10 protein-coding genes are annotated in these 13,864 nt (G+C 59.9%); 6 read left to right on the forward strand and 4 right to left on the reverse strand.

What is annotated here, in order from left to right:
* The first annotated feature begins 38 nt into the window (after positions 1 to 38).
* From ACOYXI_RS13580 to ACOYXI_RS13590, 3 genes are read left to right on the forward strand one after another with little or no spacing between them, the layout of a single operon-like run.
* Entirely contained in the window at positions 39 to 992 is a 954-nt protein-coding gene (locus ACOYXI_RS13580; RefSeq protein ID WP_202368948.1) for a cytochrome-c peroxidase, read from the forward strand.
* Positions 989 to 2,803 carry a DAHL domain-containing protein gene (locus tag ACOYXI_RS13585; RefSeq protein WP_098965418.1) on the forward strand — a complete coding sequence of 605 codons (1,815 nt, stop codon included), beginning with the start codon at positions 989 to 991 and terminating at the stop codon, positions 2,801 to 2,803. Before ACOYXI_RS13580 ends, ACOYXI_RS13585 begins: the two co-directional genes overlap by 4 nt.
* The gene (locus ACOYXI_RS13590) at positions 2,800 to 4,203 is read left to right on the forward strand and encodes an ATP-binding protein (RefSeq protein WP_461674952.1); all 1,404 of its coding nucleotides are present in this window, start codon (positions 2,800 to 2,802) and stop codon (positions 4,201 to 4,203) included. Before ACOYXI_RS13585 ends, ACOYXI_RS13590 begins: the two co-directional genes overlap by 4 nt.
* A 6-nt stretch (positions 4,204 to 4,209) precedes the next feature.
* Here ACOYXI_RS13590 and ACOYXI_RS13595 read toward each other — a convergent pair whose 3' ends face one another.
* Both ACOYXI_RS13595 and ACOYXI_RS13600 read right to left on the reverse strand, forming a co-directional pair.
* On the reverse strand, positions 4,210 to 5,535 hold the full coding sequence (locus ACOYXI_RS13595; RefSeq protein ID WP_098965422.1) for an APC family permease: 1,326 nt from the start codon (positions 5,533 to 5,535) through the stop codon (positions 4,210 to 4,212).
* A 294-nt stretch (positions 5,536 to 5,829) separates the two neighbouring features.
* Positions 5,830 to 6,651 (reverse strand): carbon-nitrogen hydrolase family protein, encoded by an 822-nt coding sequence (locus ACOYXI_RS13600; RefSeq protein ID WP_461674953.1) that lies wholly within the window; start codon positions 6,649 to 6,651, stop codon positions 5,830 to 5,832.
* 125 nt (positions 6,652 to 6,776) lie between these two features.
* Here ACOYXI_RS13600 and ACOYXI_RS13605 point away from each other — a divergent pair, with 125 nt between their 5' ends.
* Together ACOYXI_RS13605 and ACOYXI_RS13610 are read left to right on the forward strand one after the other, a co-directional pair.
* Positions 6,777 to 7,577 carry a helix-turn-helix transcriptional regulator gene (locus ACOYXI_RS13605; RefSeq protein WP_098965425.1) on the forward strand — a complete coding sequence of 267 codons (801 nt, stop codon included), beginning with the start codon at positions 6,777 to 6,779 and terminating at the stop codon, positions 7,575 to 7,577.
* Positions 7,578 to 7,818: 241 nt separating this feature from the next.
* Positions 7,819 to 9,438, forward strand: a complete 1,620-nt coding sequence (locus tag ACOYXI_RS13610; protein ID WP_461674954.1) for an FMN-binding glutamate synthase family protein — start codon at positions 7,819 to 7,821, stop codon at positions 9,436 to 9,438.
* 6 nt (positions 9,439 to 9,444) lie between these two features.
* On the opposite strand, the gene ACOYXI_RS13615 is transcribed toward ACOYXI_RS13610, so the two are convergent.
* Positions 9,445 to 10,932, reverse strand: a complete 1,488-nt coding sequence (locus tag ACOYXI_RS13615; protein ID WP_461674955.1) for a glucosyltransferase domain-containing protein — start codon at positions 10,930 to 10,932, stop codon at positions 9,445 to 9,447.
* Between the two features lie 167 nt (positions 10,933 to 11,099).
* Positions 11,100 to 12,518 carry an amino acid permease gene (locus ACOYXI_RS13620; RefSeq protein ID WP_461674956.1) on the reverse strand — a complete coding sequence of 473 codons (1,419 nt, stop codon included), beginning with the start codon at positions 12,516 to 12,518 and terminating at the stop codon, positions 11,100 to 11,102.
* A 625-nt stretch (positions 12,519 to 13,143) separates the two neighbouring features.
* Here ACOYXI_RS13620 and ACOYXI_RS13625 point away from each other — a divergent pair.
* Positions 13,144 to 13,602, forward strand: coding sequence for an REP-associated tyrosine transposase (locus tag ACOYXI_RS13625; protein WP_098965430.1), 459 nt, complete (start codon positions 13,144 to 13,146; stop codon positions 13,600 to 13,602).
* Positions 13,603 to 13,864: the final 262 nt, after the last annotated feature.

The following is a 13,864-nucleotide window of genomic DNA, read 5'->3' on the forward strand; positions in this document are numbered from 1 at the left end:
GCCTCGATACCGGCCTTGAGTCAAGGAGACGATTGCCGATGAACCTGTTCCGTCCCGCCATGACGCTGCTGCTGTGCGGACTCTGCGCCGGGGCCAGTGCCGACCCGCTGGACGAGCCGCTCAAACCGTTGCCCGCCGTGCCACAGCAGGACGCCCGGCGCGTGGAACTGGGACGTCGTTTATTCCACGAGCCACGCTTGTCGATCAACAACACACTGTCCTGTGCCAGTTGCCACCAACTGGACAAGAACGGTGCCGACAGCCGGGCGCTCTCGCTGGGGTTCGACGGCAAACCGGTGGCGGTCAACACACCGACCGTGTTCAACGCCAGCCTGAATTTCCGCCAGTTCTGGGACGGCCGCGTCGAGACGCTGGAAGAACAGAGCAATGTCGTCATCACCAGCCCCCATGAAATGGGCAGCGACTGGAGCACGGTCGTCGAGCGGATCGCCAACGACGCCGATTACCGCCGCGATTTCGCCGCCACCTACCCGGACGGCGTGACCAAGACCAACATCCAGCAGGCGCTGGCCAGTTTCGAACGTACCTTGCTGACCCCCAACTCACGCTTCGATCAGTACCTGCTGGGCAATACCGACATCCTCACGCTGGACGAAAAATACGGTTATCAGCGCTTCAAGGAGTACGGCTGTATCTCCTGTCACCAAGGGGTGAACATCGGCGGCAACATGTTCCAGAAGTTTGGCGTGTTCGGTGATTACATTGCCGATCGCGGCAACCCGACCGTGGCCGATCAGGGCCGCTTCAACGTCACTCGAGACGAAGCGGATCGTGAATTTTTCAAAGTGCCGAGCCTGCGCAACGTCGCGCTGACCGCACCGTATTTTCACGACGGGTCAGCGCCTACCCTCGAACGAGCCGTGGATGTGATGTTCCAGTATCAGTTGGGACGCACGCCGACCGAAGACGACAAACGGCTGATTGTTCTGTTTCTCGAGACCCTGACCGGCCAAAGGGAAGGCAAGCCATGATCAACATTTCCCGTCGCCGTAGTCTGTTGTTGCTCACACTGGTCGTCCTCGCGTTGGCCTCGATCCTGCTGTTTCTGTACTTCAAGTCCAGCTCCGACCAGACCATGACATACACCGAATCGCGGGATCTGATCCGGCAGATCAAACAGCAGAATTCGCTGTGGGAAAACGAGATTCTCAAGGCGCGGGTGGCGCTCACCCACAACTATGATCCGCTGGTGTCGCCGATGAACGAGATGAACCGGCTCTGGGAGCGCTTCGACGCCATAGAATCGGGGCATGGTCGAAACGATTCGACGCAGTGGAACGAGGCCTATGAGAGTTTCCTGCAAGCGATGCAGGAAAAAACCCGGCTGGTCGAACAGTTCAAATCGCACAACGCCTTGCTGCGCAACTCTCTGGCGTTTTTGCCCACCGCCGAAGACGACATTCAGCAACAACTGGCCAACCTGTCGGACTTCGATAAATCCCAGTTGGAGAACATCACCACCGATACCTACGACCTGCTGCTCAGTGCGCTGGAGTTTGCCCAGGTCACCTCCGATGACCGGGCCGCCGACATCGAGGTGGGTCTGAACAAACTCACCGTCAACGCACAGCGCCTGCCGCAGGCGTTTCAAACCCCGGTCAAAATCCTCAGCAACCACATCAGCCTGATCGCTCGCGAGCAGCCACTGGTGAATCAGTTGCTCGAAAGCATCGAAAACATTCCCGTCGCCGAACGCCTCGACAACATCACCACCATGCTCGATCGCGATCAACAGCGTGTCGATCAGGTCGACCGCCAATACCATTTCTACCTGCTGCTGTTCTCGGTGCTGCTGATGTTGTCGCTGGTGTGCCTGGCCATCCGCCTGATCGGCAGTTTCGCCGAGATCAATCGGGTCAATACGGCCCTGCAAACCGCCAACGATGCGCTGGAGCAACGCGTCGAGGAGCGCACCCGGGAACTCAAGAACGCCCAGAGCGAGCTGCTCGACGCTGCACGTCAGGCCGGCATGGCGGAAATCGCCACCAACGTGCTGCACAACGTCGGCAACGTGCTCAACAGCGTGAACATTTCCAGCGATCTGATCGCGCGCAAGCTGCGCAGCAGCAAGACCCAGGGCCTGGGCAAGGCGATGCAACTGATCAACGAGCACCCGCACGACCTCGGCGCCTTTCTCAGCGAAGACGCCAAGGGCAAATTGCTCCCCGGATACCTCAATCAGCTGGTCGGCGCGATTGCCCAGGAACAGCAGGAAATGGTCGACGAACTGAACCAGATGAACAAAAGCGTCGATCACATCAAGGACATCGTCGCCACCCAGCAATCCTACGCCGGCGCCAACAGCATGACCGAGCCGCTGTTTATCAACGAGCTGCTCGAAGATGCGCTGCGCATGAACGCCGGAGCCCTGACCCGGCATCACGTCACGGTGGTCAAGGAGTACGCCGAGGTGCCGCAGGTGATGGGCGACAAACACCGTTTGCTGTTGATCCTGATCAACCTCATCAGCAACGCCAAATACGCGATGTCTGACCTCAGCAACCGCCCCCGCACCATGACCCTGGCGGTAAGGATCGTCGATGACAATTTCCTCGAAATCAGCGTCAGGGACGACGGCGAAGGCATCGCGCCGGAAAACATGACGCGGATCTTTGCCCACGGTTTCACCACCCGCAAGGAAGGTCACGGCTTCGGCCTGCACAGCTGCGCGCTGGCGGCCATCGAGATGAACGGGCACCTCACCGCGCACAGCGACGGACCGGGCAAAGGCGCGCTGTTCACCTTGCAGATCCCCCTGATCAGCGTCACGGAGAACGCATGAGCGAGCTTGTGAACCGCCGCATTCTGCTGATCGACGACATGCCGTCGATTCATGAAGACTTCCGCAAGATTCTCGCGCCACCGGCAGCACAGTCAGTGGAACTGGACGAGATGGAAGCAGCACTGTTTGGCGCTCAGATTCGCGCCGAACGTCCGCCGTTCGAGCTGGACTCGGCCTACGGCGGCGAGGAAGGTCTGGGCAAACTGATGCAGGCCTTGCAGGAACAACGCCCTTACGCGCTGGCCTTCGTCGACATGCGCATGCCCGACGGCTGGGACGGCGCGAAGACCATCGAACACCTGTGGCAGCAGGATCCGCAGTTGCAGGTGGTGGTGTGTACCGCCTACTCGGATTATTCCTGGGATGAACTGCTCGAACGTCTGCAGGCGCATGACCGGTTACTGATCCTGAAAAAACCGTTCGACAACATCGAAGTGCAGCAGATGGCCAACACCCTGCTGACCAAATGGCAGATGACCGAACGCGCCTCGTTGCAGATGCATCACCTGGAACATCTGGTGGATCAGCGTACCGCGCAGTTCAAGCAGGCCAGCGAAGAACTGCAGCGCGAAATAGATGAACGCAAGCAACTGGAAAGTCAGTTGGTGCAGTCGGAAAAGCTTGCGTCACTGGGGCAAATGGCGGCCGGAGTGGCCCATGAAATCAATAACCCGATCGGCTTCATCTCCTCCAACCTCGGCACCCTCGACGGCTACTTCAACCAATTGTTGAGCGTACTCGATGCCTGGCAGACGCTGGGCCCCACGCCGGACAGCGAATCCGTGGCCCGGCTTGAGCAACTGCGCAAAGACGCCGATCTTGATTTTCTGCTCGAAGACATCCCGGTGCTGATCCGCGAATCCAAGGAAGGCATTGGCCGGGTCGGACAGATCGTCAAGGATCTGAAGGATTTCTCCCGGGTCGATACCCATCAGCAATGGCAGTGGGCCAATCTGCAACAAGGCATCGACTCGACGCTGAACATCGTCGCCAGCGAACTCAAGTACAAGGCCGATGTGATCAAGGAATATCAGCCGCTGCCGGACATCGAGTGCCTGCCCTCGCAAATCAATCAGGTGATCATGAATCTGGTGGTCAACGCGGCGCAGGCCATGGGCCCCGAGCGCGGCACCATCACTCTGCGTACCGGGCAGCAGCAGGACACGGCATGGGTGGAAGTCGCGGATACCGGCGCGGGGATCGCGCCGGACATCCTGCAGAAAATCTTCGATCCGTTTTTCACCACCAAACCGGTCGGTCAGGGCACCGGGCTGGGCCTGTCCCTGTCCTACGGCATCGTGAAAAAACACGGTGGAGACATTTCAGTCCGCAGCGAACCGGGCGTGGGCACAACCTTTCGCATCGAGTTACCGATGCGCCAGAGCCGACCCGCAGCCTGAGGTGTCTCAGGTCGCTTCCTGAAAATCCATCTCCGGCGGCTGACGACGAAAGCCGCCGGTGAGCACCGCCAGATACACCACGCCAATCGCCAGCCAGCTCAGGCCCAAATACACCGCCAGGTGATCCAGGCTGACCATCAGCCACAAGTCCGCCACCAGCCCGATGAACGGGAAGACCAGAAACAGCACCAGCTCACGCGGGCCCTTTTTCTCGCCGCCGATCCAGTAGTGAAAGATCACCGACAGGTTGACCAGACTGAACGCCAGGAACGCGCCGAAGTTGATGAACGAAGTGGACGTGGTCACGTCGAGTTTCAGCGCCAGCAACGCCACCACTGCACACAGCAGGATGCTGTTGACCGGTGTGCCAAAGCGCGCATGCAAGGTGCCGAAAAATGACTTGGGCAACACGCCGTCGCGGCCCATCGCAAACAGCAGACGCGAACCGCTGGCCTGGGCCGACAACCCCGAGGCGAACTGGCCGACGATCAAGCCAATGAGGAAGATCGAGACGAACAGATCGCCGCCGATGTTGCGCGCAATTTCATAGGCCGCCGAGTCGACGCTGTCGAATTCAAACGACGGATGTGCGATCTGCACAAAGTACGACACCCCGACGAAGATCAGCCCGCCAATCAGCGTAATCAACATGATCGCCCGTGGAATGGTGCGGCGTGGGTCGCGGGTCTCTTCGGTCAGCGTACTGACCGCGTCGAAACCGAGGAACGAATAACAGGCGATGGCCGCGCCGCTCATGATCAGCGGCATCTGCATGTCGCCGTTGAAAAACGGTTTGATCGACCACAACGGCGTGCGCGCATCGCCGCCGACGTAGTGCACGCACAACGCGACGAAAGCGATCAGCACCAGAAATTGCACCAGCATCAGCAAGGCGTTGATGCCGTTGGCCAGTTTCAGACCGATGATGTTGATCGCGCTGGTGATGCCGATGAACGCCAGTACCCAGATCCACTGCGGGATCGACGGGAAGGCCGAAGCGAGGTACGCCGCGCCGATCAGCCAGATCGCCATCGGCAAAAACAGATAATCGAGCAGCACCGCCCAACCGGCGATGAAGCCGAGCTTGGGGCTGATCGCCTTGCGCACGTAGCTGTAGGCGGAACCGGCGACGGGGAACGCGGCGGCCATGCGCCCGTAGCTCATGGCGGTGAAGAACATCGCCACCAGTGCCGCCAGATACGCGGCCGGGACCATGCCGGCGGTGGATTGCGCGAGGATGCCGAAAGTGCCGAGGACAATGATCGGCGTCATGTAGGCGATGCCGAACAGCACCACCGACCCTAATGACAGGGTGCGTTGCAAACGAGCCATGGGCGACTTACTCCGAATGTTATTGGATTTATGGCAGAGCCGAGTTCGGCGTATGTTTCGGGTGTGGCTTTGTTGTTTTGGGTAAAACTCAAAGGTGCGTCAGAGTCAAAATCCACCCCTCATCGGAACGCCCCCCGCCCAGCCCTCTCCCCAAGGGGGAGAGGGGGAGAGGGAGCAGATCTCCATGATTTTCAGATCCTGAGTTCGACTGGGTATTTCAGGTCGATGTACTTCAAAAGAACACCTCGGTCAGTCCCCTCTCCCTCCGGGAGAGGGTTAGGGTGAGGGCAGCGGTCAACAGGCAGGAATCAAAAGCTCCCGGACCCCACCCTCCCGCTCCACCACCTCCCCCGGCAGTTTCAAACGCTGATCATCCAGGTAGTGGTAATCCTTGCGCGCAATCACCAACCGGTCGAAATCCAGCTCGACGCTGAACTGCCCCTCTTCCCGCCCCGCTTCGAACAGCAATTCCCCCAGCGGATCCACCAGCGCACTGCCACCGGCAAACATCAAACCGTCATCCCCGGCCTCGACGCGGTTGACCATCAGCGCAAACGCCTGGTTTTCCTGGGCGCGGGCCATGATTGCGGTACGGTGCGTCGGGGCGTACGGGTCCATGTTGCCGTTGGTCACGATCAGCAATTCGGCACCCAGTTGCGCCAATGCGCGGGCGGATTCGGGGAACTCGATGTCGTAGCAGATCAGCAGGCCGACGCGCACGCCGTTCCACTCGCAAGTGGCATAGCGGTCGCCGGGTTCGAACACGCCGCGATCCGAAGCCCAGAGGTGGGTCTTGCGATATTTGAGCGCGATGCCTTCGGGGGTGATCAGCAGGGTGGTGTTGTAGAAGCGACCGTTGTCGTTTTCGGCCATGCCGATCACCACAGCGATGTTGCGCTCGCGGGCGGCGGCCAGCACCGCGCGGACGGTCGGGCCATCCAGCGGCTCGGCGATCTGCGCCACAGTGTCGGCGCTCGGAAAGCCCATCAGGTGGGTTTCCGGGAACACGATCAATTGCGTGTCGGCCGCGCATGCGGCAATCGCCGCGAGGGCACGTTCGAGGTTGTACGCCGTGTCTTTGTCACGGCCCGCCAGTTGGGCGAGTTCGACTTTCATGAGAATTCCTTGTGATGGGCAGCGGGCGCCGAAAGATTGCCCGGTGGCTGTCTGTGGGCCAGTATGCGCAGCAAGCAACCGGCCAGGGAATCACGCGGCCGGGGTAACCCGATAGGGGTAGATCCATGACCGTTTCGTTTGATGACATCACCTGGCACCGCGCCGTCGGGCAACTGATCGACGCGCTGGACAAGCCGAATTTCTGGGCGCAACTGGTGCGCCTGCTCGACCAGTACGTGGCGTTCGATAGTTGGGTGGTGCTGCTGTTCAGTGCCGATCAGCACCCGCAGGTCTTCGCCGAATGCCCCGGCGAGGACGGCAGTCCCGACCCGCTGTTTCAGGATTATCTGCGCGGGTTGTACCTGCTCGACCCGTTCTACATCGCCTGCCGCGAACAGTCGCGCACCGGGTTGTACCGCCTGTCCGAGGTGGCGCCGGAGCATTTCGAGCTGACCGAGTATTACCAGCGATACTTTCGTCTGAATGTGGTCGCCGACGAAATCCAGTTCAATTGCCAACTCGAAGGCGAGCGCACGTTGTGCCTGTCGCTGGGCAGTGAAAAACGTTTCACTGGCGAACAGATCGCTTTGCTGTCTTTGATCCAGCCGTGGGTGCTGGGCCTGTTGCGTCAGCGCCTGCCGTACGAGATCAACCAGACCGTGGCCCTCGCTGCCGCGCCAGCTGCGGCCGACTGGCGAGTGCAACTGGAAGCCTCGGTGCAACAACTCAAGGGTGCGCAACTGACCGCCCGGGAGCTGGATGTCGGGCGTTTGATGCTCAGCGGTTGCTCCAGTAAAGAAATCGCCCGTAAGCTGGAAATCTCCGTAGAAACCGTGAAAGTCCATAAGAAACACATGTACAGCAAGCTGGGGATCAAATCCCAGTCGGAGCTGTTTTCGATTTTTCTCCAGGCGCAGAACGCCTGATAACGCGTGGAAATGCTTTCCTGTGTCGACAGATTCTCTGTGGTGAGGGGATTCATCCCCGATGGGCTGCGCAGCAGTCCCAAGTCTATGCATGCGGTCTTTCAGTTAAACCGCAGTGAATGGTTTTGGGGCGGCTTCGCCACCCATCGGGGATAAATCCCCTCACCACAATAAATCTCATCAACAGGCCCGCCTGCTGCCACAGGTTTGCAAACCATTGAGTCCGAACCAAGGAAACCGTATGAGCCTGTCACTCCTGAGCCGCTACGCCTTCTTTGCCGTCTGCGTGATTTTCACCCTCGCCAGCCTGCCCTTTCTCGAACACGACTGGCTGTGGCCGATCACCGCCGTCACCGGCGTGCTGAGCCTGCTTGGTCTGTTCGACCTGCTGCAGAGCCCGCACGCGGTGCGCCGCAACTACCCGATCCTGGGCAACATCCGCTATCTGGTCGAAGGCATCCGCCCGGAGATCCGCCAGTACCTGCTGGAATCCGACAGCGACGCCCTGCCCTTCTCCCGCGCCCAGCGTTCGCTGGTGTACTCGCGGGCGAAAAATGAAAGCGCCGACAAACCCTTCGGCACGCTGATCGACGTGTATCAATCGGGCTTCGAATTCATCGGCCACTCGATGCGCCCGGCGCCGTTGAGCGACCCGAGCGGTTTCCGCGTCACCGTCGGCGGCCCGCAGTGCACCCAGCCGTATTCGGCCTCGGTGTTCAACATCTCGGCGATGAGCTTCGGCTCGCTCAGCGCCAACGCCATCCGCGCGTTGAACCAGGGCGCCAAACTCGGCAACTTCGCCCACGACACCGGCGAAGGCAGCATCAGCCCGTATCACCGCGAACACGGCGGCGACCTGACCTGGGAACTGGGCAGCGGTTATTTCGGCTGCCGTACCAGCGATGGCCGTTTCGACCCGGAACGCTTCGCCGCCCAGGCGCAGAATCCGCAGGTGCGAATGATCGAAATCAAGATGAGCCAGGGCGCCAAACCCGGCCACGGCGGGATCCTGCCCAAGCACAAAGTTACCCAGGAAATCGCCGACACCCGTGGTATCCAGATGGGCGAAGACTGCATCTCGCCGTCACGCCACAGCGCGTTTTCCACGCCAATCGAAATGATGCATTTCATCCAGCAACTGCGTGAACTGTCCGGCGGTAAACCGGTGGGCTTCAAGTTCTGCCTCGGGCATCCGTGGGAATTCATGGGCATCGCCAAGGCCATGCTGGAAACCGGCATCCTGCCGGACTTTATCGTGGTCGACGGCAAGGAAGGTGGCACCGGCGCAGCGCCCGTGGAGTTCACCGACCACATCGGCGTGCCGATGCGCGAAGGCCTGCTGTTTGTGCACAACACCCTGGTCGGCCTGAATCTGCGCGACAAGATCAAACTCGGCGCCAGCGGCAAGATCGTCAGTGCCTTCGACATCGCCAGCGTGCTGGCCATCGGCGCCGACTGGGCCAACTCCGCGCGCGGCTTCATGTTCGCCATCGGCTGCATCCAGTCGCAAAGCTGCCACACCAACAAATGCCCGACCGGCGTCGCCACCCAGGACGCTCTTCGCCAACGCGCCCTCGTCGTCCCGGACAAGGCCCAGCGCGTCTACAACTTCCACCGCAACACGCTCAAGGCGCTGGCGGAAATGTTGGCGGCAGCCGGTCTTGAGCATCCGTCGCAACTGTCGGCCAAGCACCTGGTGCGCCGCATGTCGGCGACCGAGATCAAACTGTTCTCGCAGCTGCATGTGTTTCTGAAACCGGGGGAATTGCTCACGGGTGAGGTGAATGGCGAGTTCTATTCGCGGATGTGGCAGATGGCGCGAGCAGACAGCTTTGAGCCGCAGGAAGTGGCGGCAGCCTGAGCGTCGTCACCAACTGAGCAGGCGGTGAGGCGGCGGCTCTTTCATGACGATGAAACCGTAATCGCCAATCAGGTAAATCCGGTAATACAGGCTGTCCACCAGCGCTGGAAACCCCTGATAGCCGACGCGGGTGGCATTGCGCCGTTCGCGTTCGGCGACCACGTTGGTAATGCCTGCTGACGGCAGATTTTCCGCGAGGATGAAGTAGTCGACGTTGAGCAGATAGTGCAGCACCGGCAGCCGCTTGAATGAACCGGTCGCACTGGCCAGCCAGCGCTCGGAGTAGCTCACCGAGAGGTAGATCCGCTTGGCTTCACGCAGCTCGCGATGGGCGGCGATGTCGTGGCTCAGGCTGTACAGCGCACTGCTGGCGAAGGTTTTCTGCAGATTCAGTACCCGGCCGTAGGCGAAGGACAGCGAGAGAGTCGCCAGCAGCGCAATGATCAGCAGCAAGGGCAAGCGGCGGTGCGCGGATGCCAGCGCAACGTGCGCCAGATAGAACAACCCCAGCAACAACACGCCGAACCCCATCAGGGTGCGCGCGCCCTCATTGAAATCACGGAACAGCAGCGTGATCCCCGGCACCAGCAAGACCAGCACTGGCAGCGTCAGCAAGCACAGCAACAGGGTTGACCAACGGTTCTGGCGGCACTGAATCAGGCGCACACAGCCGGCGATCGCACACAACACCAGCGCAGCGAAAACCCACGGGTAGCCACCGTGAAACAGCAGCGCGACTTTCTCCAGGACCCGAGCGAAATTGATGCCGATCTGCAACAGCGGATCGGCGTCCAGGTTCAACAGATCGGTTTTTCGCAACGTTTCCATGAATGGGTACGCCGTGGCGCTGTAGATCAGGATGCCCAGGCCCGCTTGTGCGAGTTTCCAGCCCAGCATCCGCAGAATCTCCGGCCACTGCGTTCGCCGCTGAACAGCCCTGATCAACTCGACACAACACAGCCCGAGAAACACATTGAAGCTGATCTGATAAAGACCGATTGCCAGCGCCAGCAACGCCGCCGGCACCAGCCAGCGCTGCACCCGCGATGAACCTTCGAACGTGATGGCGTAGATCGCCGCGACCATGCTCAGGGCCATGATCGGGCCGTCGTATTGATAGGACAGATTCTGCAGCAGGAACGGGTTATACCAGAGCGGCAACGGCACCAGACAGCAGGCCAGCGTCGGTTCTGCAAAGTAGTGAAAGGTCAGGCGCGTCAGGGCCAGACTCATCGCTACGACGGCGAGCAACAGCGGCAACGGAAAGATGTTCGGCGCGGCGCCGGTGAACGTCAGCGCTTGATAAAACCAGTCGGCAAACAATCGCCCCTGCCCGGCCCAGGCATTGCCGGCGGCCAGCGTGCGCCAGTTGTCGTCGATGTAGGGAAAGTCGGCGAGGATCAGGGGCAGGACGTACAACGCGGTAGCCAGCAGGAAAAACAGCGCGACCTGACGCTGACTGAGTTCTCGTTGGAGAAATGCGCTCGTTCTCATGTGCGCGCCCCGTTTCAATGCCGCGCGAAATTGCGAAGTGATACAGGTTTGAGCCTTGCTTCGAGGTTTTTATCACGCTTTCAGACCGGCGGTTAAAGCACCTGAAGCACCCATGAAAAAAAGCCCCGACCAATGGGCCGGGGCTTGTGTATCACCGTACTGTCGACTTACGAAACCGAACGCACCGCACCCTGCGTTTCACCGGTCGGCTGCAGCTTGAACACGTAGAACAACAAAGTCAGCAGCACCAGGAACACCGGCCCCACATACAGCGCCACGCGGGTGTCCGGGAAGTACGCCATCAGGCCGACCACCAGCACCAGAAACGCCAGCGCGAAGTACGAGCTGACCGGGTACAACCACATCTTGTATTTCAGGCCGGCACGTTCGCTGGCGCTCAGGCCTTTGCGGAATTTCAGTTGCGCCAGCAGGATCATCACCCAGGTCCAGATCGCGCCGAAGGTGGCGATCGAGGTGACCCAGACGAAGACTTTCTCCGGCACCAGGTAGTTGAGCAGCACGCCGATCAGCAGCGCGAAAATCGACAGCAGCAATGCCCGACGCGGCACGCCGTTGGAGGTCTTGGCGAAACCGGCCGGGGCCTGGCCGTTCTGCGCCAGGCTGTAGAGCATGCGCCCGGTGCTGAAGATGCCGCCGTTGCACGACGACAGCGCCGCAGTGATCACCACGAAGTTGATGATGCCGGCGGCGGTCTTGATGCCCAGACGCTCGAAGGTCATCACGAACGGGCTGCCCTGGGTGCCGATTTCGTTCCACGGGTAGATCGACAGGATCACGAACAGCGCGCCGACGTAGAACAGCAGAATGCGCCAGAACACCGAGCCGATCGCATCGGGAATGGTCTTCTGCGGGTTCTTCGCTTCACCGGCGGTGAGGCCGATCATCTCGACACCGAGGTAGGCGAACATGACCATTTGCAGGGACATCAGCACACCGGTCACGCCGTTGGGCATGAAGCCGCCGTGGGCCCACAGGTTGGAAATCCCCAGCGCCACGCCGTCGTTGCCGAAACCGAAAGCAATGATGCCGACGCCGCCGATGACCATGGCGATGATGGTGACGATCTTGATCAGGGCGAACCAGAACTCGAATTCACCGAAGGCTTTTACCGCGATGAGGTTGATCGAGCCCATGCTGATCAGCGCCGCGAGGGCCCAGATCCAGCGCGGTACATCGGGGAACCAGATGCCCATGTACACGGCAACGGCGGTGATTTCCGCGACGCAGGTCATCAGCCACAGGAACCAGTAGTTCCAGCCGGTGAGAAAGCCCGCCAGCGGGCCGAGGTAGTCCTGGGCATAGCGGCTGAACGAGCCGGCCACCGGGTTGTGTACGGCCATTTCGCCGAGGGCGCGCATGATCACCAGGATCGCCAGGCCGCCGAGAATGTACGACAGCATGATCGCCGGGCCGGCCATTTCAATGGCCTTGGCCGAGCCGAGAAACAGGCCGACGCCGATACAGGCACCGAGTGCCATCAGGCGAATATGCCGTTCGCCGAGTTCGCGTTTAAGCGGGCCGCCGTGAGCGGTCTCGCCATGGGGCAGGTGATTGCCGACTGGCATAGGGATACAACCTCGTCTTGTTATTGGATATGACCACCGTGTGTCGAAGCCTCGACCGATAGGCCTCAGCTTCCCGACACCGCGCCTGCTTCGTGGGCAGACACGTCATGCAGGACCCTGCCTGCAAGATCAGCGGGGCGTGCAGTATAGAAAGCTTGTCACAGGGCTTTTCACTCTATAAGTGACAACATTCAGCTAGAAGTCTCGGCAAAAAGCCGCTTTGCGGAGAGATATTACCTGATATGCGTAGGAATATTCACCACAAAAAATCCCGGCGAGTATTGCACGATGATGGTGCACCGTCATGGCCCTGCTTTGGTGGTATTGAAGATTAAAGAGCTCTAAACCGGTACTCCTCAGTTCATATGGCCTATTGCGTTGAAAGCTTTCTGTGGTGAGGGGATTTATCCCCGATGGACTGCGCAGCAGGCCCAAGCTCTTAAAATGTGATCACCCTTGGTCAGGGCCGCTTCGCGCCCCATCGGGGATAAATCCCCTCGCCACACGTGACGTCAATATTCCCCGCCCCGCCTGAAAAACGAAAATTCCTACGGCATTTACAGACCCGGCTCAAGTAATCCGCCACTAGCCTTCAGGCCTTGATGACTGAACGCAGGGAGCGAACATGCCAGTCAAACCAAATACTTACCGTCTTCGTTTAGGCCGACATTCCGAAACAGACCGAGCCTATTTCGTTACTTCAGTTGTATATGACCGCCAACCCGTATTTTCCGACTGGCGCACAGGCCGATTATTGGTTACAGAGTTCCGCCACGCCCATGAACAAGGCTTAGTGGAGTCCATCGCCTGGGTGGTCATGCCTGATCACTTTCATTGGTTGATGCAGTTGAAAAGCGACAACCTTGGCACAGTCATTGGCGCGGTAAAGGCGCGCTGCACCCAAGCCGTTAACAGGAAAACCGGTCGGCGCGGTCGATTGTGGCAAACCGGTTTCCACGACCGCGCTATCCGTGATGGTGAGGACTTGAAACCATTCGCCCGGTACATCATCGCCAATCCGCTACGGGCGGGATTGGTAGAGCGGATTGGCGACTACCCGCTTTGGGACGCCTGCTGGCTCTAGGTCCATTACCTAAACTCAATCATGTCAATTCATCTGTGGTCAGGAGATTTGAATGTGGTGAGGGGACTTATCTGTGGCGAGGGGATTTATCCCCGATGGACTGCGCAGCAGGCCCAGCTATTAAAATGCGTAGCCCCTTGTTCAGGGGCCGCTTCGCGCCCCATCGGGGATAAATCCCCTCACCACAGATAAATCCCCTCACCACAGTTAACCTCCACTCAAAATAGCCAGCGACTCCAGTTTTGTTCAGATGGCTTCCCCG

It is taken from the genome of Pseudomonas sp. G3-19, from assembly GCF_054855875.1.